Genomic DNA, 25,936 nt, shown 5'->3' with positions numbered 1-25,936 from the left:
GCAATGCTGTCCTTTTTGCACCGAAGAATAAATATTTTCCCAGTGCGGCTTGTAGATAAAAACAATATTCATGTATACTTAATTCGAAAGGAAAAGTGCGGGAGACGAATATAAATTACAGGAGGAACATTCATTGTCAAATCAACAAACAGAAAAAATTCGTATATTCGCTTTAGGCGGATTAGGAGAAACAGGTAAAAATTTATATGTAGTAGAACTTGATGAGGATATATTTATTCTTGATGCTGGCTGCATGCACCCGGAAGATGACATGCTTGGAGTCGATATCGTTATACCGGATACGACCTATCTGACTGAAAACAAAGATCGTATTAAAGCGATTATTCTTTCTCACGGGCACGAAGAGCATATCGGAGCAGTTCCTTATCTGCTGCGTGATTTAAAAGTTCCGGTCTATGGTTCAAAATTCACGCTTGCTCTTCTTAAAGATCAATGTGATGAAATTAAATTGAAAAAGCGTCCGAAATTTCATGAGGTTCATTCGGATTCCAAGATTAAAATCGCCAAAACCCCGGTGAGCTTTTTCAAAACAAATCATAGTATTCCCGATTCACTTGGTATCGTTCTTCACACATCCCAGGGGCCGATTCTTTATACCGGGGATTTTAAATTTGATCAGAACCCTGTGGATGGTGCAACGATGGACGTAGATAAACTGACTGAGATCGGCTCAAAAGGAGTACTGTGCCTTTTGTCAGACAGCAGTCACGCAGAAGTTCCGGGATATACTCCATCTGAAACTCTAGTGGCAGAAGGATTGAAAGATGCTTTTCATGAAGCCCCAAAAGCTCTTGTCGTTTCAGTGTTTTCCTCCCACATCCATAGAATTCAGCAGGTGATGGAAGCTGCACAGAAAAAAGACCGAAAAGTTGCGATAGTCGGCAAAGAAATTGAGCGTGCCGTATCCATTGCAATAGAACTCGGCTATTTAAAAGATGATAACGAAACATTTATTTCAAAAAAAGATATTAAACAAGCCGAAAGAGACAGTCTCGTTATTTTAACTACCGGCAGCCAGGGTGAGCCGATGAGCGACCTTATGAAGATGGGCAAAGGAACTCATCCGTTGTTTAAGTTTGAAAAGAAAGATCGTCTCGTTATGTCGGCCATGCCGAATCCGGGGAACGAAAAATTAGTTACCCAGTTAATTGATCTGATCTCCCGAACCGGGGCAGATGCATTTTATGGAAAAACGAAGAAAATTCACGTTTCCGGTCATGCAAGTCAGGAAGAGCTGAAGCTGCTGTTAAACATTGTTAAACCCCAGCACTTCATTCCAGTAGGCGGAGAATACCGTATGCAGTACGCGCACCGCCAGCTTGCTCAATCAGTAAATATGGAGTCTGACAACATTCATCTTCTTGAAAAGGGAGAAGTAATGGAATTTACGAAGCGAAAAGGAAAAAGAGCCAATAAAATTCCATCGGGACACGTTCTTATCGACGGTCTCGGTGTGGGGGATGTAGGAAATATTGTCCTCAGAGACCGGCGGCTGCTTTCTAAGGACGGGATACTCGTTGTCGTCGTAACACTGAATAAAAAGCATAATAAAATTCTATCGGGACCTGACATTATCTCCAGGGGATTTGTGTACGTAAGAGAATCTGAAGTTTTAATTAAAGAAGCGGAAGAACTGGTAACAAAATCTCTCGGAGAAGCAATGGAGCAGAACCAGACAGAATGGTCGCAGCTGAAAAGCCACGTCCGGGATCGCCTGAGCAGGTATCTGTATGATAAAACGAAAAGACGTCCTATGATTATGCCGATAATTATGGAAGCTTAGATATTTAAAAGACTCTTTACACTAATGCGCGAACCCATGCTCATAGGCGGAGATGTTTCAAAAGTTGTTCTTACGGCTTATGAAGCATCTCCGTTTTTTAACTTTTTTCTCCCTTCCGGTCATGGTAAGATATTACTGTAAAACAAACGTTCGCAGAGCGGGAAATCTGTAAAGGAGTGGCTTCAGTTGGCACGTAAAACAACCAGAAAAAAGAGTCGTAAACCGGCAGCTAAGCCGACAAAAAAACAACAGCAGTGGAAACGTGCTTTAATATTGGAAGTAGGAGGAATGTTCCTGCTCATTTTTTCTATTGTGATTTTATTTGGTCTCGGGCCTGCAGGAAATGCCGGCCAGTCCGTTTTCCGATTTGCAGCAGGAAGTCTTCATCCGCTGCTCAGTATATCTCTCGTGATGTTTTCTTTATTTTTTATGTGGAAGCGCAGACTGCCAGATATTTGGTCCCGCATAACCGGGGGGATTCTTATTACGGGTGCAGGAATCAGTATGCTTGCTCACCTTTCTCTACATAATGAGTTAACAGATCGTACGCTTATGGCGCCATTCCGGTATCATCTGGAGAATTTTGGAGAGGCCCAGCCTCTTTCCGGAGGGATTATTGGAGGAATGCTGTTTCAAAGCATCCATCAGTTGGCTGCCGCGGCAGGAGCGGTTTTAATTGCAGCAGGACTTACAGTTACAGGGATTATAATTCTTACTGGACTTTCGTTTGTAGATCTTCTGAAACGAGGAGGAGAAAAACAAAAACCGGTCTGGAAAAGTGTAGGTTTTAAAATTTCCTCCATGATGAGCGGCTTTAAAAATGATATGAAACAGAGGTGGAAACAGAGAAGTGAGAACGTATCAGAAGAAGTAGAAGACAAATCAGTTCCGTTTTCTCCTGAAGAAGAACCTGCAGAGAACGTTAAAAAGGAAAATGCGGAAGAAAAAGAACCTGTTATTTATGATTTTACTGCAAATGCTTACAAAAACCTGGAGGACGGACAGGATACAGAAAAAGCACCGGCGGAAAACATAAGTACGGAAAAACTTCCGGCACAAAAAGAGGACGAACCAGTAAAAACAGAGAATTCAGCTTCATTAGTAGTTCAGGAACAGGAAAATATAGATTACCAGCTTCCTTCATCTAACTTGTTAACGACACCTGTTAAACAATCCCAATCCAAAGAACATTCTCTTCTTTCAAAAAACGCCCGCAAACTGGAGGAAACTTTGTCAAGTTTCGGGGTTTCAGCCAAAGTAACCCGTGTTCATCTTGGACCTTCGGTTACAAAATATGAAGTTTATCCATCCATCGGAGTAAAAGTGAGTAAAATAGTTAATCTGACGGATGATCTGGCATTAGCTTTAGCGGCAAAGGATATCCGTATGGAAGCGCCGATTCCGGGAAAGTCAGCGATAGGTATTGAAGTACCGAATCAGGAAGTTTCTCTCGTCACATTAAGAGAAGTTCTCGAATCACCCGAGATGAAAAACAAAAAGAATCCTCTCGCTATTGCTCTTGGAAGAGACATTTCCGGCGATGCTGTGATGGCAGAATTAAACAAAATGCCCCACCTGCTTGTAGCCGGCGCTACGGGAAGTGGTAAAAGTGTCTGTATAAATGGAATTATTGTCAGCATACTTCTCCGCAGCAAGCCTCATGAAGTAAAATTAATGATGATCGACCCTAAAATGGTGGAATTGAATGTTTATAATGGGATTCCCCACCTGCTTTCCCCCGTAGTAACGGAACCGAAAAAAGCTGCGCAGGCTCTTAAAAAAGTCGTTAATGAAATGGAAAGGCGCTACGAACTGTTTGCTTCTACCGGTACGCGCAATCTCGAAGGGTATAATCAGCATATTATGCGTGAAAATGAAACGAGAGAAGAAGATCCGTACAATCCGCTTCCATATATAGTTGTTCTGGTAGACGAGCTGGCTGACTTAATGATGGTGGCTTCAGGGGAGGTCGAGGATGCTATCACCCGCCTTGCACAAATGGCAAGAGCCGCAGGCATTCATCTCATAATTGCTACACAGCGCCCATCAGTCGATGTAATAACTGGAGTTATTAAGGCCAATATCCCTTCCCGAATTGCTTTCGGAGTTTCAAGCTCAACCGATTCACGCACAATTATTGACGGGAACGGGGCGGAGAAGCTGCTCGGCAAAGGAGATATGCTGTTCCTGCCTGTAGGAGCCAATAAACCAACAAGAATACAGGGAGCCTTTTTAGGGGATGATGAAGTTGAGAGTATTGTCCGACACTGTATTGAACAGCAGCAGGCGCAGTACGCAGAAGAAATGATGCCTTCTGATAACCCGGAAACAGAGCCGGAAGAATCAGATGATGCCCTGTATTCTGACGCAGTTTCTCTCGTAACAGGAATGCAGACTGCTTCGGTTTCCCTCCTGCAGAGAAGGTTCCGGATTGGGTATGCGCGTGCAGCAAGGCTGATTGATGAAATGGAGCAGAGAGGGGTCGTAGGACCTTACGAAGGCAGTAAACCCCGGGAGGTTCTGGCAGCTAAAATAGAAGAAACATAGACATTTCCTCCTGTCAGTTGAGACAGAGACAACAGTTTATACTTCTTTCTCTATTAAGCAGAAAGAAATAAGTCTCTTTTAAGGAATTTATGTCTGCTGCAGGCTGCTGTTTTTCCTGCGGCTGCCATAGTGATTGGCCATTAATTGAGAATGTTATTCAGGAGGAGAGTATATTGATTAGATCAGATTCGAGACCGCTTTATTTACAGGTTATTGACAAGATTAAAGAAGATATAGAAGAAGGGTTGTATGAAGCGGGGGAGAGACTCCCCTCTGAATTCCAGCTCTCCAAACAGCTGGGTGTAAGCAGAGCTACACTGAGAGAAGCGTTGAGAATGCTGGAAGACGAAAGTGTTGTCATTCGAAGACATGGAGTCGGGACATTTATAAATACAAAGCCGCTTTTTTCCTCGGGCATCGAAGAGTTGTTCAGCGTAACGGACATGATCCGCAGAGGGAAAAAAGTCCCAGGAACAAATTTCCTTTCTTCCGTAGTGGAGAAAGCTGAAGAAGAGGATCGACATCGTTTTCATAACGATGCTCTCGAAGAGGTGTTAACGATAGAACGTGTACGTACTGCTGATGAGGAGCCTGTTGTATACTGTCTGGATAAAATACCGAAAGAACTTCTTCCGGATTTTATGTCTTACGGAGAACAATCACTTTTTGATCAGCTGGAGAAATCGGGAACATCGATTGCTTATGCAATGACTCAAATTGAACCAATTGGATATCACGAAAAAATTTCCGGCATTCTGCAGTGTGAGCCCGAAACAGCGCTGCTTGTGCTGAAGCAGATGCATTATGATGCATCTGAAAATCCTGTTCTATATTCCATTAACTATTTTCGTGCAGACAAATTCAAGTTTCATGTGTTAAGAAAACGAGTTTTTTAGAGGAGAGATAAATTTGGGTAATTTCACGGTACAATCCATTAAGACACACGTTTCACCAGTGGACACATTCAAAACTACGACTTTTGTTATGCAGCTGAGAACACCTCTGAATAAAAAAACAGCTACGGAAAGAGCCCTTCTTCCCGCCGTATTAGAAAGAGGAAGCTTCCATTTTCCAAGCCGGCAGCATATCCAGGGAGCACTGGAGGAATTATATGGAGCCCATTTCACTGCCGATGTAGTGAAAAAGGGGGAACACCATGTGATGACTTTCCGGATGGAAGTGGCAAATGAAAAATTTCTTACAGATACAACTCCATTGACAGGAAGAGCCATTCAGCTTCTTGCTTCTGTCCTTCTGTATCCTCTTGTGGAAAACGATTCCTTTTCAGAACAGGCAGTAGAGGAGGAAAAACGCTCTCACAGGCAGAAAATAGCAAGTGTTTACGATGATAAAATGCGCTATGCCAACATGAGGCTTACAGAAGAAATGTGCAGAGACGAACCTTACTCTGTACCGGTACTCGGATATGAAAAGGAACTGGATTCCATAAACGGACAAAGTCTGTATAAAGCTTATAAAAAACTTCTTAAGGAGGCAGCATTTGATTTTTATGTTGTTGGAGATGTAGAGGAAAAGAACATTAAGGCATTTATGAATGAATATATGCTGCTTAAGGACAACAACCCTCTTCCTTACAAATTAGAGACAGAAAAAGTTGCGGAAGAAGCAAGAATTGTAAAAGAAAAGCAGGATGTGCAGCAGGGGAAGCTGCATATCGGCTACCGTACAAATGTTGTTTTTGGTGATCCAGACTATTTCCCTCTGCAGGTTTTTAACAGCCTCTTTGGCGGGTCCCCTCACTCCAAACTTTTTATAAATGTGAGGGAAAAAGCCAACTTGGCTTATTATGCAGCCTCCCGTGTAGAAAGTCACAAAGGATTAATCATTGTGCTTGCAGGAATAGATTCAGGGAAATTCGAAGAGGCTTCAGAAATAATTGATAAACAGCTGAGTGAAATGCAGAAGGGAAGCTTCACGGAAGAAGATATTGATCAGACAAAAGCTGTTTTGAAAAATCAGATACTTGAAACCATTGATGTTCCGCGGGGAAGAATAGAACTGGAGTATCACGGCGCGATTATCGGCCGGGATATTTCAGCAGAAGACTGGATAAAAGCAATTGATAAGGTAACAAAAGAGGATATGCTGCGTGCAGGAGAGAATATAATAAAAGATACCACTTATTTTCTGCACGGAGAAGGAGGGGATAAGTAATGGAACAACTCGTCTTTGAACAGTTAAACGAAGAACTTTACTCCGAAAAGCTGGAAAACGGATTGACAGTATTCATTCTTCCTAAAGCAGGTTTCAACAAGACGTATGCGACTTTCACAGCTGAGTATGGGTCTATTGATAATCAATTTACACCGATTGGACAAAATGAAGGCGTGAAAGTACCGGATGGAATTGCTCATTTTCTCGAGCATAAGATGTTTGAGCATGAAGAAGGGGATGTGTTTCAGGATTTCAGCAAACAGGGTGCGAGCGCAAACGCGTTTACAAGCTTCACCAGAACAGCGTATCTATTTTCAAGCACCTCCAATGTCTATAAAAATATAGAAACGTTATTAAATTTTGTGCAGCATCCCTATTTCACAGAAGAAACAGTGGAGAAAGAAAAAGGTATCATCGAGCAGGAAATCAGCATGTATGAAGACAACCCGGACTGGCAGAATTTTTTCGGTCTGCTTGATGCTCTTTATCATAATCATCCCGTTAAGACCGACATCGCCGGAACCGCTGAATCCATAGCTGAAATTACTAAAGATGACCTGTATACCTGTTATAATACGTTCTATCACCCCGGCAATATGACTCTTTTTATCGTTGGTAATGTAGAAGCAGAGCCTATGATGGAATTTGTTAAAGAAAATCAGCAGCAGAAAAAATTCAAGGAAGCTTCAAATCCGAGTCGTTATTTTGACGAAGAACCGAAACAGGCTGCTAAGAAATCGAAGCTCATTCCTATGCCTGTTAAAGTTGGAAAATGTCTCGTAGGAATTAAAGAGGCTGCCCCTCACCGTCAGGGGAAAGAACTTCTGCACCATGAACTTTCTGTACAGCTGTTGTTAGAGCTTATGTTTGGCCAGAGTTCTGAAAACTATCAGGTGCTTTTTTCAGAAGGCTTAATCGATGAATCTTTCAGTTTTGACTATACGGCAGAGAAAGGTTTTGGATTTTCAGTAATAGGTGGAGACTCATCAGATCCTAAAGCTTTAGCCGAAAGAATTGAAGATATGATCCATTCCTTTATTGACGCACCTTTTCCGGTAGCTGCTTTTGAGCGGATACGCAAAAAAAAGATCGGCTTCTTTCTTAGGGCGCTTAATTCTCCGGAGTATATCGCAAATCAATTTACACGGTACTACTTCAATGAGATGCATCTGTTCGATGTAATTCCCGTTTTGGAAGAGCTTACGGAGGAGTCTTTAAAAGAAACACTTCATGCTCATTTTGACACAAAAAATCAGCTGGCTTCGTGTATTATCATCCCGGAAGAACCCAATTCATGAAACCGCAGGCTTTGATTACAGGAGCGACAGGAACGATTGGAGAAGCTCTGGCAGAGAAACTTGCTGAAGACTACCGGCTTACGCTTCATTACTGTGCGCATAAAGAAAAAGCGGAGCAGTTGAAAGAGAAACTGACTCCTTTAACGGATATAGATCTTTTTCAGGCTGATTTTTTCCATCCGGAAGAAACTGCACAAAAATTTCTCGAGGCCGGATGCACCCCTCAGTTAATCGTACATTGTGCAGGAGTTGCCTCACCTGCTCTTTTTCAAACAGAAAATCCTCTCAGAATGGGGCGGGAATTTAACATAGCAGTAGCTTCTCCGGCTGCTATTATTCAAAAGGTGCTTCCAGGTATGATTAACGAAGGGGAAGGTAAGATTATATTCGTATCCTCTATATGGGGTGAAACCGGTGCTTCCATGGAGGTGACTTATTCCACCTGTAAAGCTGCCCAGATAGGCTTTGTGAAAGCTCTGGCTAAAGAAACAGCACCAAGTGGTATCCGTGTTAACGCTGTTACCCCGGGAGCTGTACGTTCTCCTATGATGGATAATTATTCGCATGACGAAATTGCCGCTCTCATAGAGGAAATCCCTGCTTCAAGACTGGCTGAACCCTCAGAAATTGCTGATTGCGTGATTTTCCTTGCAGGTCCGGCTGCCTCTTATGTCAATGGCCATGTACTTCGTGCGAACGGGGCATGGTACACGTAAATATACTATTCTACCTTCTTCATTCGTTTATAGAGCTTATGAAGGCGGCAGGTTACTTTTTACTATCGTTTTAATTTTTAACAAAGTGTGGATTTTTAAAGCACGGTATATGAGAGGAGGTAATCTAATGGAAAAGAAAGAATGGTATATGGAGTATCAAATTCATGAAAATCGGCCCGGGCTGCTGGGAGAAATCGCTTCTCTGCTCGGAATGCTCAGGATCAATATTATCACTATCAATGGGGTAGAGCATCAGCGCCGCGGGCTCTTAATCAAAAGCCAGAGTGATGAAGCTATGCAAAGACTAAAGCATATAATGGAGACGATGGACGTCATCACTTTATTGAAAATAAGGGAGCCGAAATTAAGGGACCGTCTTGCTATAAGACACGGCCGCTACATCGAAAGAGACGAAGATGAAAAGAAAATCTTTCGATTCGTAAGGGATGAGCTGGGGATTCTCGTTGATTTCATGGCAGAAATTTTCATGAAAGAAGGCCACCGTCTCGTAGGTATCCGCGGTATGCCGAGAGTAGGTAAAACAGAATCCGTAGTGGCAGCAAGCGTATGTGCCAACCGGAAGTGGTCGTTTTTATCATCAACGATGCTGAAGCAGACGATTAGAAGCCAGCTTGCAGACGATGAGATGCTGGAAGATAATATATATATAATCGATGGAATTGTTTCAACGATGCGCGGATCAGAAAAGCATCGCATGCTCGTAGCAGAAATGATGAGACTTCCAGCTACGAAAGTAGTGGAACATCCGGACATTTTCATTCGCTCCACCGAGTATACACTTGATGATTTTGACTATATCATTGAACTGCGCAGTGACGAAAACCAGGTCATTTCTTACGAAGAGGTGGAACAGAATTACTCTGCTTTTTAATATTACTCAGTAAGTGGGTGGATAGGGTGTCAGAACTAGGTAATAAATTAAAAAAAGCCCGTCAGGAAAAAGGGGTATCGCTGGATGAACTCCAGCAGAAAACAAAAATTCAGAAGCGCTATCTGGAAGCGATTGAAGCAGGGAACTATTCGGAAATGCCTGGGGATTTTTATGCCCGGGCATTTATAAAAAGTTATGCAGAAGCTGTAGGCCTGCATTCTGCTGAACTATTTGAAGAACATGCTGAGGAACTCCCTCAGCCAAAACGATCAGATCCGCAGGGTCTTCCAAAAAGGACCGCCAGGAAAAAAACATCGACAGGGGCCCCGAGAGAAAAACCGCCTTTGATAACTCTGCTGCCAACAATCCTTGCCATTAGTGTTATCGTGGCTGTTGGTTTCGCTTTTTGGCTGTTTAATCAAAGTGACGATGGAACCCAGGGAAGTAACAGCAGCCCGCCGTCCAATATCGCTGCAGATGAAACGGATGATGCTGAAGCAGATGAAGAAACATCAGATCAGAGTAACGAAGAAAATGAATCTGGAAATGAAGGCAGTCAGCTGACTTTTGAAAGCCGTGAAGATAATCGCTTTACCTATTCAATGTCAGGGAATGAAGAGATGGAAGTCGAGATGGTTTTTTCCGGGGGAAGCTGGGTACAGATCCTTGACAGTGAAGGAAATGAAATTCACCAGCAGGAGCATTCCGATGGGGAAGAAGCTTCCTTTGATTTCAGCGAAGAAACAGAGGTGACATTCAATCTCGGCAACGCCAGAACAGCCTCTATATTTATAAATGGAGAAGAACTGCAGTACGAAACAGATGATCATCGCATTTACATTATCCTGCAAAACAATACGTCATGAAAAATGCCCGCAGCCTTCTCACTTTCCTGCGAGGCATTTTTTTCAAACTTCAGTAATATTTTTAAAGCACAGTTATGACTTAAGCAGAAGGTGGGGGAACCTGGCGGCAAATAATTAAAAAGACGGCTGGAAAAAGACCGTTAGCAATTTACGATACTTTTTGGTAAAATATAATCGGCCTACATATGTTCGGCGGCCAGGATAACCGGGGAGGGTACTATGAATATACCTAATCAAATTACGATTTCACGCATATTGTTAATTCCAATATTTATGGTTTTCCTGCTTATAGATTTTGGATGGGGTTCCCTCACATTATTAGGAGCCGTTATTCCGTTATCCCATTTTATAGCTGCTCTTATTTTTATTGTTGCTGCTGCTACAGATTGGCTTGATGGATATTACGCGCGCAGATATAATCTTGTGACAAGTATGGGGAAATTTCTGGACCCCCTTGCCGACAAACTTCTTATAACAGCAGCTTTTGTAGGGCTTGTTGGTCTCGATATGTTTCCTGCCTGGGCAGCTGTAGTTATTTTAAGCAGAGAATTCGCAGTTACCGGCCTGCGTCTTGTCGCTTCCGGCAGCGGGGAAGTTATAGCTGCAAGTATATGGGGTAAATGGAAGACTGTCAGTCAAATTGTAGCGGCGTCTGCTCTGCTTCTTCATAACATAATCTTTGAATTAGTGAATTTTCCGTTTGATGTAGTAATGATTTATATAGCTGTTATCCTGACAGTATTTTCCGGGGTAGATTATTTTATAAAGAATAAGCATGTTCTCTTAGACGCCCAATAGGAGGAATGTCAGAATGAATGCAGAAATTATTGGTGTAGGATCTGAACTGATCCTTGGTCAGATTGATAATTCAAATGCTTCTTTTTTATCCAAGGAACTGTCTCAAGCAGGGATCAATGTTTACTATCATCAGGCTGTAGGAGACAATCCCGGACGATTGAAAAATGCCTTTACTACAGCCAAATCGCGGGCGGATGTTATTATCCTGACGGGTGGCCTCGGCCCGACAAAAGATGACCTCACCCGTGAAACTGTCTCTGAAATCACGGGCAGAAAGCTGGTATATGAACAAGCCGCCAAAGATCAGATCCTTTCCTTTTTTAAAGGCCGGGAACAGACAATGACGGATAATAATTTACAGCAGGCTCTTATTCCGGAGGGGGCGGAAGTTTTTCCCAATGACGAAGGACTTGCATGTGGCTCTGTTTTAGATGATAATGGAACTCTTGTTATGATGCTTCCTGGTCCTCCGCGCGAATTAAAAGTAATGTTTAAAACGTATGGAATTCCTTATCTCACGAATCAAATCAGCGAAAGACAGCAGATACAGTCAACTGTGCTTCGATTTTATGAGATTGGTGAATCACAGCTGGTCGATAAGATCGACGATTTATTGGAAAGTCAGACTAACCCAACGATAGCCCCTCTTGCGTCCGATGGAGAAGTTTCTCTGCGGTTAACTGTAAAAGGTCCTTCTGATTCTGAAAACGACACGCTGCTGCACGATTTAAAAGAAAAGATTTTAGATCGAGTTGGTGAGTACTGTTATGGAGAAGGTGAAGAAGAACTTGAAAAAATTGTTGCAGATATTTTAAGAGAGAAAAAAATAGGAGTTTCTTCAGCTGAAAGCTTGACTGGCGGGGCTTTTGCTGATACTATGACGAAATTCGGCGGAGCTTCTATGATTTTCCCCGGCGGCGTCGTGTGTTATAGTAATGAAGCGAAGCAGGAAGCTGTTGGAGTAGATAAAGCTATTCTGGAGGAACACGGTGCTGTGAGCGAGGCTTGTGCCATAGCGATGGCAGAAGGCTGCCGTAAACTATTCCGGTCAGATTACGGCGTAAGTTTTACCGGTGCTGCAGGACCCGATCCGATGGAAGGTTATCAACCGGGAGAGATGTTTATAGGAATTGCCGGTCCTAATGAGACCGTGGGCCATTTTGTTAAGATTAAGGGAAGCCGCAGCAGGATCCGCACGTACGCGGTGAAACAAGCACTTTACTTGCTGTTTCAAGAGTTACGAAATAAATAAAGGTGGATGAATACATGGTAATGAAGTTTGAAGAATTTGATATATCCAGTAATTTGAAAAAAGCAGTTAAGGAAATGGGCTTTGAAGCACCATCTCCAATTCAGGAAAAAGTAATTCCGGAAATTTTGCAAAAGCACGATTTAATCGGCCAGGCTCAGACTGGAACTGGTAAAACAGCAGCTTTCGGTATTCCAATTATTAACGATGTGAATTCAAAGCAGAAGCACATTCAGGCACTAATTCTTACGCCAACCCGTGAACTTGCTATTCAGGTTGCAGGCGAAGTACAGAAGCTTTCTAAGTTTACAAAAGCGCAGACGCTTCCAGTATACGGCGGTCAGTCAATCGGCCATCAGATTAAAACATTAAAGCGTGGTGTTCAGATTGTTGTCGGTACGCCAGGTCGGGTACTTGATCATGTTAACCGGGGTACAATTAAACTGGACCAGATAAATACGCTTGTTCTTGATGAAGCTGATGAAATGCTTGACATGGGTTTTATCGATGATATCGAAAAAATTCTCCGCAATGCGAATACTGAGCGGCAGACCCTGCTTTTCTCAGCAACAATGCCTCCAGCTATCCGTAAGCTTTCAAACAAATATATGACTACCCCTTCTCACGTTACGATTGATAAAGGAGAAGTTGCCGCTCCTTCTATTGAACAGGTTTATTATAAAGTTCTGGATAAAAATAAACTGGATTCTCTTACAAGAATTATCGACAGTGAAACACTTGATCTGGGGATTATTTTCTGCCGTACAAAAAAAGGAGTGGCAGAACTCACGGAATCTCTGCAGGCCAGAGGTTATATGGCAGATGGTCTTCACGGGGACCTTACACAGTCCCAGCGTGACGTAGTCATGAAGAAATTCCGTAAAGCTACAATTGAATTTCTTGTAGCTACTGATGTAGCAGCGCGGGGAATCGATGTGCAGAACGTAACACACGTTATCAACTATGATATTCCTCAAGACCCGGAAAGTTATGTACACCGAATTGGACGTACAGGACGTGCCGGAAGGGAAGGTATTGCAATCACTCTCGTGACTCCGCGTGAGATGAAGCATCTTCGTTCTATCGAGCGTGAAATAAAGAATCCAATACCTGCACGAGGTATTCCTTCTATTGAAGAAGTTGTTGAAAAGCAGCAGCTTGCGTGGAAAAATCAAATCGTTCAGCTTATCGAAGATGATCAGCAGGATGATTCATTGTACGAATCACTCGTTGCAGATCTGCTGAGTGATTATCCGTCTGATAAAGTAGTCAGTTCTCTATTGAAACTGGCCTTTTACAGCCACGATGAAACGAAAAAGAAAGATGGGTATGAGTTTGGTGAAACCGGTGCCCAAAAAGGAATGACCCGATTTTTCATTAATGTAGGAAGAAATGTCGATATGACTCCGAAAAAGCTTGTAGAAGATGTTTCCAAACTTGTTGGAATCAGCCCGAAAGTTATCGGAAAGATTGACATTTTTGAAAACTTTACATTCATGGAAGTCCCTGAAGAATCGGCACCATTTGTTTATGAAGGTTTAAAGTATGCACGTGTTGGCGGAGCTAAAATTAATTTAGAACCTGCCAAGCCGCGGCCAAGCCGAAAATAGTAGTCTGCATCCGCTTCGCTATCATTGACGAAGCGGATGTTTTTATATTATACTGTAAATAAGCGAACGGATGTTTGCAGTCGGGGAATCCCTGCATTTAGCAGATATAAAAATAGAAGTTTTTAAAAGGAGAGATGTACACGTGTCAGATCGAAAGCAGGCGCTGGACATGGCGTTAAAGCAGATTGAAAAGCAGTTCGGCAAAGGATCCATCATGAAACTTGGAGAACAGACGGACCGTCGTGTTTCCACTGTTTCCAGTGGAACATTGGCATTGGATATAGCACTTGGAGTCGGAGGATATCCTCGCGGAAGAGTCGTTGAAATTTACGGTCCTGAATCTTCCGGTAAAACTACGGTAGCTCTTCATGCAATTGCAGCAGTTCAGCGAAACGGAGGACAGGCTGCTTTTATAGATGCGGAGCACGCACTGGATCCTGAATATGCCCAGAACCTGGGAGTAGATATTGACGAGCTTCTTTTATCGCAGCCGGATACCGGAGAGCAGGCACTTGAAATTGCAGAAGCTTTAGTCCGAAGCGGTGCTGTAGATATGATTGTTGTTGATTCGGTTGCAGCTCTCGTACCTAAGGCGGAAATTGAAGGAGAAATGGGAGACAGCCACGTTGGTCTTCAGGCAAGACTGATGTCCCAGGCACTGCGTAAATTGTCCGGCGCCGTTTCAAAGTCGAATACTATAGCGGTTTTCATTAACCAGATCCGTGAAAAAGTCGGCGTCATGTTCGGTAATCCGGAAACTACACCGGGAGGCCGGGCACTGAAATTCTATTCTTCAGTCCGACTGGAAGTACGAAGAGCGGAAGCATTGAAGCAGGGGAACGAAATGATTGGAAACAAAACAAAAATTAAAGTAGTGAAAAACAAAGTAGCTCCCCCATTCCGCACAGCGGAAGTTGATATCATGTATGGAGAAGGTATATCGCGAGAAGGTTCTTTAATTGATATGGCTTCTGAATTAGATATTATTCAAAAAAGCGGAGCCTGGTATGCCTACGAAGGTGAACGTATGGGCCAGGGGCGTGAAAATGCCAAAACGTTTTTGAAAGAAAATACAACGACGATGGATGAGATTGAACGCAAAGTCCGTGAACATTACGGGCTGCTCGAACCACAGGAAGTCCCTGCACCTAAAGAAGAAGAAACAGATGAGGAGCTTGATTTAAAATAAAACAGCTCCTGCTTTAAAAAAGACTCTTCTATAAAAAGTTTCAGTGATCCCCGGCCAATCAGGCGGGCCCGCCGATTCTGCAAAAGTGCCATGACGTTAAGTAATCGTCATGGCACTTTTTACGACGCAGATGAAAAGAATTTCGTTCCCGAAAGAATCATACAAAATTGCTTTTTTAATTCTTTAGATTCATCAATATACCTAATATTTCCAATGCTTGACATAATACATATGGAAGCATACAATTAATTAGAACACTTTATTACTGACCAGCCCTTTATCGTAGGGCCAGTTTTGAGGTTGTTCCATACTATTAGTGCTAATTATTTAGAACCACACGAAATTTAGCTCTACTACAGAAGAAATAGCATGAGGAGGTGAGTCAATCGTGAATTTGACACTACAAATCCTCATTTTGCTATTCACTGCAGTAATCGTGTTCTTTGTCGGATATTTTGTACGAAAGTCTATTGCTGAAGCGAAAATTTCCAGTGCGGAAATGCTGGCCAGGCAGACAGTAGAAGATGCTAAGCGGGAAGCGGAATCCAGTAAAAAAGAAGCTGTCCTGGAAGCTAAAGATGAAGCCCATAAAATTCGTCTGGAAGCAGAACAGGAACTCCGCGACCGCCGCAACGACATTCAGAAACAGGAGAACCGATTAGTTCAAAAGGAAGAAGTCCTTGATCGAAAAAGTGAGACGTTGGACAAAAAAGAAAATGCACTCGAAGTGCGTGAACAAAAGCTGTCTGAACGTCAGCTTGAAATCGACGACATGAATAGCAAAGTCGAGGAATTGGTTAACAAGCAGCAGGAAGAATTAGAACGCATCTCAGGTTTTACAAAAGATGAAGCGAGAGACATGATTATGGCTACCATGGAGAATGAATTAACTCATGAAAAAGCTGTATTTGTAAAAGATTTTACATCTCGCGCAAAAGAAGAAGCCAACAAAAACGCAAAAGAGATTTTATCACTTGCTATTCAGCGTTGTGCAGCTGATCATGTTGCCGAAACGACGGTTTCCGTAGTGAACCTGCCTAATGATGAAATGAAAGGACGTATTATTGGCCGTGAAGGCAGAAATATACGGGCGCTTGAAACATTGACAGGTATCGATTTAATTATCGATGATACTCCGGAAGCGGTTATTCTATCCGGGTTTGATCCAATCCGTCGGGAGATTGCGAAATCTTCTCTTGAAAAGCTGGTTCAGGACGGGCGGATACATCCGGCACGGATTGAAGAAACGGTTGAAAAGTCACGCCGTGAAGTGGACGAAATGATTCGTGAATACGGTGAACAGACGACTTTCGAAATTGGTATTCATAATCTGCATCCTGATTTAATTAAAATACTCGGACGTCTGAAGTTCCGTACCAGTTACGGTCAGAATGTACTCAAACATTCCGTGGAAGTGGCACACCTTAGCGGGATTATGGCTGCTGAAGTCGGAGAAGATGTCCAGCTTGCAAGAAGAGCAGGTCTTCTTCACGACCTGGGTAAAGCTATCGATCATGAAGTGGAAGGAAGCCACGTAGAAATCGGTGTAGAATTAGCTACGAAGTATAAGGAGCACCCGGTAGTAATAAACAGTATTGCTTCCCACCATGGTGATACGGAAGCAACTTCTGTAATTGCCACGCTTGTAGCAGCTGCTGATGCTCTCTCCGCCGCACGCCCTGGAGCAAGAAGAGAAACTCTTGAGACGTACATTAAACGTCTGGAAAAACTGGAAGAGATTTCCGAATCGTTTGAAGGAGTAGAAAAAACCTATGCCATTCAAGCAGGACGTGAAATCCGCATTATGGTTAAGCCGGATACAATATCGGATGAAGATTCTTACCGGCTCGCCCGGGATATCACGAAGCGTATTGAAGATGAACTCGATTATCCTGGTCATATTAAGGTTACAGTTATCAGGGAAACGAGAGCGGTTGAGTACGCTAAATAAGAGCAGGAAAGTTCAAGGGGCTGTTCCGCAGGATATAAACCTGCGGTATGGCCCCTTTCTTATGCTGAAACCAATTAAATAGGAGTGGATAGAATGAAAATCATGTTTATAGGTGACATTGTAGGTTCCCCCGGAAGAGATATATGGAAAGAATATGCTTCGAAGCTGAAAGCGAAATATAAGCCTGATCTTACTATTGTAAATGGTGAGAACGCAGCAGCGGGCAAGGGTATTACAAAAAAAATATATCACGAACTTCTCGAGGCGGGAGCAGACGTGCTGACGATGGGAAATCATACGTGGGATAAAAAAGAGATTTTTGATTTTATAGACGGGGCGGATAAAATGGTAAGGCCTGCCAACTTTCCGGAAGGCGCTCCAGGAACAGGTCTCCAATTTATAAAAGGGCTGCGAAAAAAAGCAGCAGTTATTAATCTGCAGGGAAGAACGTTTATGCCTCCAATTGACTGTCCATTTCGCAAAGCAGATGAATTAATTGCCATAGCAGAAAAAGAAACTTCCGTCATATTCGTTGATTTTCATGCCGAAGCAACGAGTGAGAAACAGGCACTGGCCTGGTATCTGGATGGAAGAGTATCGGCTGTAATAGGAACTCATACACATGTCCCGACAGCTGATGAGCGGGTACTTCCTTCCGGTACAGCTTATCTGTCTGATGCAGGGATGACAGGTCCTTATGATGGGATTCTTGGAATGGAGAAAGAAGTAATCATAAATAAGTTTATAACTGGGCTCCCTGGAAAATTTGAAGTCACTAAAGGCAGATCACAGTTAAATGGTGTAATTCTTGATATTGATGATCAAACAGGAAAAGCAGTTTCCGTGAAGAGAATTCATATTAGTAATGAAGCTCCATTTTTTGACTAATCATTGCTTTTCAGGTTTAATACAGGCCTTAAATGTGGTAAAGAGGTACAAAGACTGAAATGCACCACCAAGATGAAACAATTAATTCAGTAAAGAAACTTCAGGATATTCGTTCAACTATATTGAGGGAGGTACCTTGTATGGAAATATTAAAAGTTTCAGCAAAATCCAATCCTAATTCTGTAGCTGGTGCGCTGGCTGGTGTAATCCGTGAGCGGGGCACAGCAGAAATCCAGGCGATAGGTGCCGGTGCATTAAATCAGTCGATTAAGGCGGTGGCGATAGCCCGGGGCTTCGTGGCACCAAGCGGAATAGATTTAATCTGTATCCCGGCCTTTACAGATATTCAAATTGACGGCGAAGAACGAACGGCGATCAAATTAATTGTAGAACCGAGATAAAGAATAACAGAAGCAGCCTCAGCATGGATATCCTCCATGCTTTTTTTGTTTGTGTTTTGAACCAAGTAATATCTCTTAAGTCGTCCTGAATGACTTTTGCAGCACTCTGGAGGAATAGGCAGAATGTAAAGTGAAAGTTTTGCACTGCAACCGTTCAGTATCAGAAGGTAGTCTAATAATTAAATAATGGACGATTCAGACTTCATTAATGGCTGATTTTCAATTTTTTCTCATTTATACACAAAAGAAAAGTCCTGATTTTAAAGAAATGTACGACACATAAGCCGATGTCCTTCTCTCGTGGACAGTTTAGTTGAGGTGAACAAGTAACCGTGGTAGACTGATAAAAGATCAGTAAAGGTGGCGAGTGAGATGCAGAAAACAATGAAGGCGATTGTAAAAGCAGAGGCTGCAGAAGGTGCGGAACTGAAAACTGTACCGGTTCCCGAATGCGGAGCGCAGCAGGTACTGATAAAAGTGAGAGCAACCTCGATCTGCGGTACAGATGTACATATTTATAATTGGGATGAATGGTCCGAAAGCAGAGTAAAACCGCCGTATATTTTCGGGCATGAATTTTCAGGAGAAGTAGTCGAAACTGGAGAACTTGTTAATAATGTTAAAGTAGGAGACCATGTTTCTGCAGAGACCCACATAGTCTGTGGTCATTGTCCCCAGTGTATGACAGGAAATGCCCATATATGCCGAAATACAGAAATTATCGGTGTGGACCGGGACGGGTGCTTTGCGGAGTTTGTAGTACTTCCTTCCGAAAACCTCTGGGTGAACGATCCGGCCCTTCCCTGGGATGAAGCAAGTGTGCAGGAACCAATGGGAAATGCCGTACATACCGTGTTGTCAGGTGACGTAGCGGGGAAAACCGTCGCCGTGATTGGGTGCGGACCGATTGGACTTATGGCTGTAGGCGTAGCGAAAGCTGCTGGAGCTTCAAAAGTATTTGCTTTTGATTTGAATGATTACCGACTGGAACTTGCTGAAACTATGGGAGCGGACCGGCCTGTTCATTCCATGCATGAAGACCCTCTTACAGTAGTAACGAAAGAAACGAACGGTGCAGGAGTTGATATAGTTTGTGAAATGAGCGGTCATCCTGTTGCTATGAATCAAGGATTTAAAATGGTTACCAATGGAGGCCGGGTTTCGATCCTCAGTCTCCCTGTGCGGCCGGTGGAGATAGATGTTACGAACGATATCGTATTTAAAGGGATTACCGTACAGGGAATTACGGGCAGAAAAATGTTTCAAACATGGCAGCAGGTGTCAGGAATGCTTTCTTCAGGAAGAGTGGATGTAAAACCGATGATTACCCATCACTTTCCGCTGGAAGATTTTGAAAAAGGTTTTGAACTCATGCTAAAAGGCAATTGTGGTAAAGTCATATTGCACCCGTAAATTATTAAGGAGGTTTTATTTATGAAAGGTTTTGAATATATCGAAGAAGAACTGCAGCAAATGAAAGAAGACGGCGTGTTTCGAAGTCTCGTTCCAATTGAATCAGACCAGGGAGCTACAGTAAAAATAGAAGGGAAAGAGCTGATTCAGCTTTCATCCAATAATTATCTTGGACTGACTACGCATCCGCGGCTTAAGCTTGAAGCAGTAAGAGCGACAGATGAGTTTGGTGCAGGTACTGGATCGGTACGCACGATTGCTGGAACGTTCACAATGCATAATGAATTCGAAGAGCAGCTCGCTGCTTTTAAACATACAGAAGCAACGCTCGTGCTCCAGTCTGGATTTACGGCCAATCAGGCTGTACTTGCGTCTCTGTTAACGAAAGAAGACGTAGTAATATCCGATGAACTGAACCATGCTTCCATTATTGATGGGATTCGTTTGACGAAAGCAGCCCGGAAAATTTATAAACACGTCGACATGCAGAGTCTGGAAGAGGCATTAAAAGCTGCCCAAAGCTATAGAAAACGCCTTGTAGTAACAGACGGTGTTTTTTCAATGGATGGTAATATCGCTCCGCTTCCCGAAATAGTGGATCTTTGCGAAAAGTATGATGCTCTTATTATGGTTGATGATGCACATGCCAGCGGCGTGCTCGGCCGCAATGGACGAGGTACAGTGGATCATTTTGATCTAAACGGCCGCGTTCATATCCAGGTAGGTACTTTGAGTAAGGCGGTAGGCGTCCTGGGCGGGTATATAGCAAGCACACAGGCTGTAAGAGATTATTTGATTCATAAAGGACGTCCTTTTCTATTCAGCACTTCCCATCCGCCTGCTGTTACTGCCGCCTGTATGGAAGCAGTGAAAGTACTGAAGGAAGAACCGGAGCTGATTGAACGTCTCTGGGATAACACCCGTTATTTTAAAGAGGGATTAAAGAAAATCGGCTTCGATATTGGCAGAAGTGAGACTCCAATTACTCCGGTTATTGTTGGGGATGAAGCGAAATCTCATGAGCTTTCCGATAAGCTGAGAGAATATGGAGTGTTTGCTCAAGGAATTGCCTTCCCTACAGTAGCCAAAGGGCAGGCAAGGGTTCGTACGATCGTTACAGCAGAGCATACAACTGAGCTTCTTGATAAAGCTCTGGCAGCCTTTGAAAAAGCTGGAAGGGAACTTAATATCATCTAGTCGATATGGACTGCGCGGGAAAAACTGCGTGGTCCATTCCGCTGTCTATTAAAAATCCAGCTCCTCATTAAATTGTTTAGGAATGGTCCGTTTCCTGTTTTAAACGGTTTTGTTTTTCGTTTTTTCGAAGAAGCCTATATTCTTTCTTTAAAATACTGAAAATGGATATAAATACGCTGCTTTTTATAAGGCGTGCTTTCTGAAACGGCGGCTTTCCATATTGGACGCTCTCCAGCAAAAGCAGAAAAGGTTGTATACATAGGGAAAACCATTTATAATTATAGGTTGATAGTCTATCTATAAAGGAGCTATGCGTCGTATGAATGAAGAACAGCGTAAACAGCAGACACAGGCGGACGATGCTGGTCATAAAAAAGCTGTAAAGGATAAAGATTACTCACAGTATTTCGAAACGACTTATGCCCCGCCCAGCTTAAAGCAGGCGAAAAAACGGGGGAAAGAAGATATAGAAATTCATTACGATTTTGATGTCCCGGAAGACATGCAGAAAATTGGAGAAGGGAAAAAATTCCTCATACGTACATATGGATGCCAGATGAATGAACATGATTCAGAAAATATGGCAGGTATCCTTATGAGAATGGGTTTTGAATCTACGGCTGTAACAGAAGAAGCAGATGTGATTCTTATTAACACATGCGCTATACGTGAAAACGCCGAAAACAAAGTGTTCGGTGAAATCGGTCACCTGAAGAATTTAAAACGCGATAATCCTGGACTTGTCATCGGGGTGTGCGGATGTATGTCCCAGGAAGAATCTGTTGTTAACCGTATTCTGCAGAAGCATCAGCAGGTGGATCTTATTTTCGGTACACATAATATTCACCGTCTGCCTGAGCTGTTGAAAAACGCCATTTTCGGCAAAGAAATGGTTATCGAAGTGTGGTCGAAAGAAGGCGACATTATTGAAAACATGCCCCGGGCGAGAAAAGGCAAAATCCAGGGGTGGGTCAATATCATGTACGGCTGCGATAAGTTCTGCACGTACTGCATTGTTCCCTATACCCGCGGTAAAGAACGAAGCCGCCGGCCGGAAGATATTATTGAAGAAGTACGTCACCTGGCCCGCAGCGGGTACAAAGAAATAACGCTTCTTGGACAAAACGTCAATGCGTATGGAAAAGACCTTGTGGATGTTAATTACGGATTGGGAGATCTTATGGATGAAATTCGTAAAATTGATATTCCCCGCGTTCGATTTACAACGAGCCATCCCCGTGATTTCGATGACCACCTGATTGAAGTACTGGCCAAGGGCGGAAACCTAGTGGAACATATCCATCTCCCGGTACAAAGCGGGAACAATCAGGTATTAAAACTGATGGCACGGAAATACACAAGAGAATCGTACGTCGAACTCGCCGCTAAAATAAAACAGGCGATTCCCCATGCATCTTTTACTACAGATATTATCGTCGGCTTCCCGAATGAAACAGAAGAACAGTTTGAAGATACGATGTCTTTAGTAAGGGAAATGGAATACGACAGCGCGTTCACGTATATTTATTCTCCGCGGGAAGGGACGCCGGCTGCCAACATGCAGGATAATGTACCGCATGAGGTAAAGAAAGAGCGTCTTGCCCGGCTGAATGCCCTGGTTAATGATCTTTCGGCAGAAAAAAATAAATCCTACGCAGGACAGACAATGGAAGTACTGGTAGAAGGAGAAAGCAAAAAGAATCCAGATGTTTTAAGCGGCAGAACGAGAACAAACCGGCTCGTTAATTTCCGCGGTCCGAAAACGAGCATAGGCGAAATTGTCTATGTTAAAATAACAGATGCAAAAACCTGGTCTCTTAATGGAGAACTAGTAGAAACTGCAGAGGTGAATAATTAATGGCAGAATATTATACAAAGCAGCAGATTATGGAAGAAGCGCGCGGTCTCGCGCACAAAATATCAGAAACAGAAGAAGTTGATTTTTTCAAAAGGGCAGAAGGCCAGATTAACGATCACCTGAAAGTACAGGAAATTATCGGTAAAATTAAATCCCTTCAAAAAGAAGCAGTCAATTTAAAGCACTACGATAAGTCGGAAGCACTGAAAGCGACAGATGAGAAGATTGATGCCCTTCAGGATGAATTGGATAATATCCCTCTCGTCCAGGAATTTAAGCAGTCTCAGATCGAAGTAAATGAACTGCTTCAGATGGTCAGTAATACCATTTCCAATACTGTTACGCAGAAAATTATAGAGTCTGCAGAGGGAGACATTTTAAAAGGTACGACCTCAAAAAATCCATTCGATCATGGCTGCTAAAGCAGCGAAAAAGGGCTGTTCCGTCGAGGGGACAGCCTTTTTACTGCAGCTTTTTTACGGGCAGAAGCATGCTATAATGAAAGAAGAGCAGACAAAGAAAGTTGGCTGATATTATGACGCAGATCACACCGATGATGAAACAGTATGAACAAATTAAAGCGGAGTATGAAGATGCTTTTTTGTTTTTCCGCCTTGGGGATTTTTACGAGCTGTTTCACAGTGATGCTTTGGAAGCCGCCAGAGAACTTGAAATTACCTTAACTAAACGCGGGAAAGGCGAACAGGCAATTCCTATGTGCGGGGTGCCTCATCATTCGTCGGAGCAGTACATTTCCCAGCTTATAGAAAAAGGGTATAAAGTAGCGATATGTGAGCAGACGGAAGATCCGGCAGCGGCTAAAGGAGTTGTAAGAAGAGAAGTGGTACAGGTTATAACTCCGGGAACAGTTATGAATGGAAAAGCTCTTCATGAAAAGAATAACCAGTATGTTGTCGGATTACGGAAAGATTTTGATACTTATACGGTAAGTGCAGCCGATATGACAACCGGAGAAATATTTGTTACCGGGGTCGAAGAGGAAATTTTAGCGTTAGAAGAGGCGCTTTCCTATGATCCTAAAGAAATAGTTGTTGATGAAGGGCTTAGTGATGGAATGGACTTAAAAATTTCTTCAAGAACTTCCGTCCCTTTGACCATTCTGGAAGGAACGTCTTCTTTCAAAAATTACGAAAATCTCCTTCAGGACATCCCGGGAGATCAGATGAAAGACGGCGCCGCCCAGCTTCTGGATTATTTCAGCGAGACTACAAAACGGGTTTTGGACCATCTTCAAAAAGCAGCCTATTATGAAGCAGATCAGTTTTTATCGATAGACAGTTATTCGAGGCGTAACCTTGAAATAACCGAAACGATGAGAGACCGAAAAAAAGCTGGTTCCCTGCTCCACGTTCTTGATAAAACAGAAACAGCGATGGGAGCGAGAAGGTTGAAAAGGTGGCTGGAGAGACCCGCTGTGCATCATGAAACAGCAGAAGAAAGGCAGAGTCTGACTTCCTCCTTTATCGATCACTTTCTGGAGCGGGAAACTGTAAGAGAACAGCTTCGGGGTGTGTATGACCTGGAAAGACTGAGTGGAAGAATTGCTTTCGGTAACGTTAACGGAAAAGATTTAATTCAGCTGAAAAAATCTTTGCAGCAGCTCCCTTATCTTTATGAAACGCTGCACGTATTAAATAATGATTATGCAGAGAAGCTTCTTTCCTCGTTAACCACTCCTGAGCCATTAGTTGAACTGCTTGAAAACAGCATCCGGGAAGATTGTCCGGTATCAATTACAGAAGGAAACCTGATTAAAGATGGATATCATAGTACGCTTGACGAATATCGTCATGCCATGAAATACGGGAAAGACTGGATTGCTGAACTGGAAGCGAAAGAAAAAAAAGCTACCGGCATCAAAACATTGAAAGTGGGCTTCAATAAAGTTTTCGGGTACTATATTGAAGTTTCCAGAGCCAATCTGAAGAATCTCCCTGAAGGAAGGTACGAAAGAAAACAAACGCTGACCAATGCAGAACGCTATGTCACCGAAGAACTGAAAGAAAAAGAAACGATCATACTGGAAGCAGAAGAAAAAGGAAGCAAACTGGAATACGAGCTTTTCCTGCAGGTAAGAGAAGAAGTGAAAAATTATATACGTACTCTTCAGTCTGCGGCTAAAGCTGTAAGTACGATTGACGTGCTGCAAAGTTTCGCTGTTACTGCAGAAGCAAACCACTATGTGAAGCCTGAATTTACGGACAAAAAGCATATAGAGCTGGAAAACAGCCGGCACCCGGTGGTAGAAGCGATGATTGATGCCGGAGATTATGTTGCCAACGATTTATTCATGCATGAAGAACGGGAAATGCTTCTGATTACGGGGCCGAACATGGCGGGAAAGAGTACGTATATGAGGCAGCTTGCTCTTATTGTTGTTATGGCCCAGGCAGGCTCATTCGTTCCTGCTGATAAAGCTGTGCTTCCTCTGTTTGATCATATATTTACGAGAATAGGAGCTGCGGATGATTTGTCCCAGGGACAGAGTACTTTCATGGTCGAAATGCTTGAAACGAAGCAGGCGGTTGATAGAGCAACTTCCCGCAGCCTGATTCTTCTCGATGAAATAGGGAGAGGAACTTCCACCTACGACGGCATGGCTCTTGCTCAGGCTGTAATCGAATATATCCATGACGACATACGTGCGATGACGCTTTTCTCTACCCATTATCATGAACTTACGAGACTGGGGACAGAGCTTAAACGAATGAGAAACGTGCATGTCTCTGCGAAAGAAGAAAACGGCACTCTGACTTTTCTTCATAAAGTGGTGGAAGGAGCTGCAGATAAGAGCTACGGCATTCACGTTGCTAAGCTTGCTGATCTTCCGGATAAATTGATTCAAAGAGCAGGAGAAATTCTGGAAGGTCTTGAAAAAGAAGCCGGGCACAGGCAGGAATCAATATCCAGAAATGAAGAGCCTTACCAACAGCTTTCGCTGTTTCCGGAAGAAGCAGAACACCCGGTATTAAATGAATTAAAAGAAACGGATCTTCTGCACCTGACTCCGCTCGAAGCAATGCAGATTTTAGACAAACTGCAGCGGAAACTGAAGTAAAGGAG

20 protein-coding genes are annotated in these 25,936 nt (G+C 43.0%); all 20 read left to right on the top strand.

What is annotated here, in order from left to right; all coding sequences use genetic code 11:
- The first annotated feature begins 133 nt into the window (after nt 1–133).
- The gene (locus FTX54_RS09200; RefSeq protein WP_147802304.1) at nt 134–1,804 is read left to right on the top strand and encodes a ribonuclease J; all 1,671 of its coding nucleotides are present in this window, start codon (nt 134–136) and stop codon (nt 1,802–1,804) included.
- Nucleotides 1,805–1,990: 186 nt separating this feature from the next.
- Nucleotides 1,991–4,351: a DNA translocase FtsK gene (locus tag FTX54_RS09195; RefSeq protein ID WP_187254430.1), complete on the top strand. Its 2,361-nt coding sequence runs from the start codon at nt 1,991–1,993 to the stop codon at nt 4,349–4,351.
- A 170-nt stretch (nt 4,352–4,521) separates the two neighbouring features.
- Nucleotides 4,522–5,247 carry a GntR family transcriptional regulator gene (locus tag FTX54_RS09190; protein ID WP_147802499.1) on the top strand — a complete coding sequence of 242 codons (726 nt, stop codon included), beginning with the start codon at nt 4,522–4,524 and terminating at the stop codon, nt 5,245–5,247.
- Between the two features lie 13 nt (nt 5,248–5,260).
- Nucleotides 5,261–6,526 carry an EF-P 5-aminopentanol modification-associated protein YfmF gene (gene yfmF, locus FTX54_RS09185; protein ID WP_246125536.1) on the top strand — a complete coding sequence of 422 codons (1,266 nt, stop codon included), beginning with the start codon at nt 5,261–5,263 and terminating at the stop codon, nt 6,524–6,526.
- On the top strand, nt 6,526–7,824 hold the full coding sequence (gene yfmH, locus FTX54_RS09180) for an EF-P 5-aminopentanol modification-associated protein YfmH (protein ID WP_147802303.1): 1,299 nt from the start codon (nt 6,526–6,528) through the stop codon (nt 7,822–7,824). Before yfmF ends, yfmH begins: the two co-directional genes overlap by 1 nt.
- Complete coding sequence (gene ymfI, locus FTX54_RS09175) at nt 7,821–8,540, top strand: elongation factor P 5-aminopentanone reductase (protein ID WP_147802302.1); 720 nt, start codon at nt 7,821–7,823, stop codon at nt 8,538–8,540. The genes yfmH and ymfI overlap by 4 nt, the downstream gene beginning before the upstream one ends.
- Before the next feature lie 127 nt (nt 8,541–8,667).
- Nucleotides 8,668–9,432, top strand: coding sequence for a DUF3388 domain-containing protein (locus FTX54_RS09170; RefSeq protein WP_147802301.1), 765 nt, complete (start codon nt 8,668–8,670; stop codon nt 9,430–9,432).
- A 26-nt stretch (nt 9,433–9,458) separates the two neighbouring features.
- On the top strand, nt 9,459–10,298 hold the full coding sequence (locus FTX54_RS09165; RefSeq protein WP_187254429.1) for a helix-turn-helix domain-containing protein: 840 nt from the start codon (nt 9,459–9,461) through the stop codon (nt 10,296–10,298).
- A 219-nt stretch (nt 10,299–10,517) separates the two neighbouring features.
- A complete protein-coding gene (gene pgsA / locus FTX54_RS09160) occupies nt 10,518–11,096 on the top strand; it encodes a CDP-diacylglycerol--glycerol-3-phosphate 3-phosphatidyltransferase (protein WP_147802299.1) in 579 nt (192 codons plus the stop codon).
- A gap of 13 nt (nt 11,097–11,109) precedes the next feature.
- Entirely contained in the window at nt 11,110–12,348 is a 1,239-nt protein-coding gene (locus FTX54_RS09155; RefSeq protein ID WP_147802298.1) for a competence/damage-inducible protein A, read from the top strand.
- A 14-nt stretch (nt 12,349–12,362) separates the two neighbouring features.
- On the top strand, nt 12,363–13,955 hold the full coding sequence (locus FTX54_RS09150; RefSeq protein ID WP_147802297.1) for a DEAD/DEAH box helicase: 1,593 nt from the start codon (nt 12,363–12,365) through the stop codon (nt 13,953–13,955).
- 142 nt (nt 13,956–14,097) lie between these two features.
- Complete coding sequence (gene recA, locus FTX54_RS09145; RefSeq protein WP_147802296.1) at nt 14,098–15,144, top strand: recombinase RecA; 1,047 nt, start codon at nt 14,098–14,100, stop codon at nt 15,142–15,144.
- 388 nt (nt 15,145–15,532) lie between these two features.
- Complete coding sequence (gene rny / locus FTX54_RS09140; RefSeq protein ID WP_422387399.1) at nt 15,533–17,095, top strand: ribonuclease Y; 1,563 nt, start codon at nt 15,533–15,535, stop codon at nt 17,093–17,095.
- A 93-nt stretch (nt 17,096–17,188) separates the two neighbouring features.
- Nucleotides 17,189–17,983, top strand: a complete 795-nt coding sequence (locus tag FTX54_RS09135; RefSeq protein ID WP_147802294.1) for a TIGR00282 family metallophosphoesterase — start codon at nt 17,189–17,191, stop codon at nt 17,981–17,983.
- A gap of 140 nt (nt 17,984–18,123) precedes the next feature.
- Complete coding sequence (locus FTX54_RS09130) at nt 18,124–18,384, top strand: stage V sporulation protein S (RefSeq protein ID WP_147802293.1); 261 nt, start codon at nt 18,124–18,126, stop codon at nt 18,382–18,384.
- Nucleotides 18,385–18,756: 372 nt separating this feature from the next.
- The gene (gene tdh / locus FTX54_RS09125; RefSeq protein WP_147802292.1) at nt 18,757–19,797 is read left to right on the top strand and encodes an L-threonine 3-dehydrogenase; all 1,041 of its coding nucleotides are present in this window, start codon (nt 18,757–18,759) and stop codon (nt 19,795–19,797) included.
- A 21-nt stretch (nt 19,798–19,818) separates the two neighbouring features.
- Nucleotides 19,819–20,994 (top strand): glycine C-acetyltransferase, encoded by a 1,176-nt coding sequence (locus FTX54_RS09120; RefSeq protein ID WP_147802291.1) that lies wholly within the window; start codon nt 19,819–19,821, stop codon nt 20,992–20,994.
- 319 nt (nt 20,995–21,313) lie between these two features.
- Nucleotides 21,314–22,852, top strand: coding sequence for a tRNA (N6-isopentenyl adenosine(37)-C2)-methylthiotransferase MiaB (gene miaB, locus FTX54_RS09115; RefSeq protein WP_147802290.1), 1,539 nt, complete (start codon nt 21,314–21,316; stop codon nt 22,850–22,852).
- Entirely contained in the window at nt 22,852–23,274 is a 423-nt protein-coding gene (locus FTX54_RS09110; protein WP_147802289.1) for a RicAFT regulatory complex protein RicA family protein, read from the top strand. The genes miaB and FTX54_RS09110 overlap by 1 nt, the downstream gene beginning before the upstream one ends.
- A gap of 113 nt (nt 23,275–23,387) precedes the next feature.
- Nucleotides 23,388–25,931: a DNA mismatch repair protein MutS gene (gene mutS, locus FTX54_RS09105; RefSeq protein ID WP_147802497.1), complete on the top strand. Its 2,544-nt coding sequence runs from the start codon at nt 23,388–23,390 to the stop codon at nt 25,929–25,931.
- Nucleotides 25,932–25,936 lie beyond the last annotated feature (5 nt).

Source organism: Alkalicoccus halolimnae (genome assembly GCF_008014775.2).
In the GTDB taxonomy this organism is placed as follows: Bacteria; Bacillota; Bacilli; order Bacillales; family Salisediminibacteriaceae; genus Alkalicoccus; species Alkalicoccus halolimnae.
Note: the sequence above shows the minus strand (reverse complement) of the source record. Positions and strands in the feature narration are given on the sequence as shown.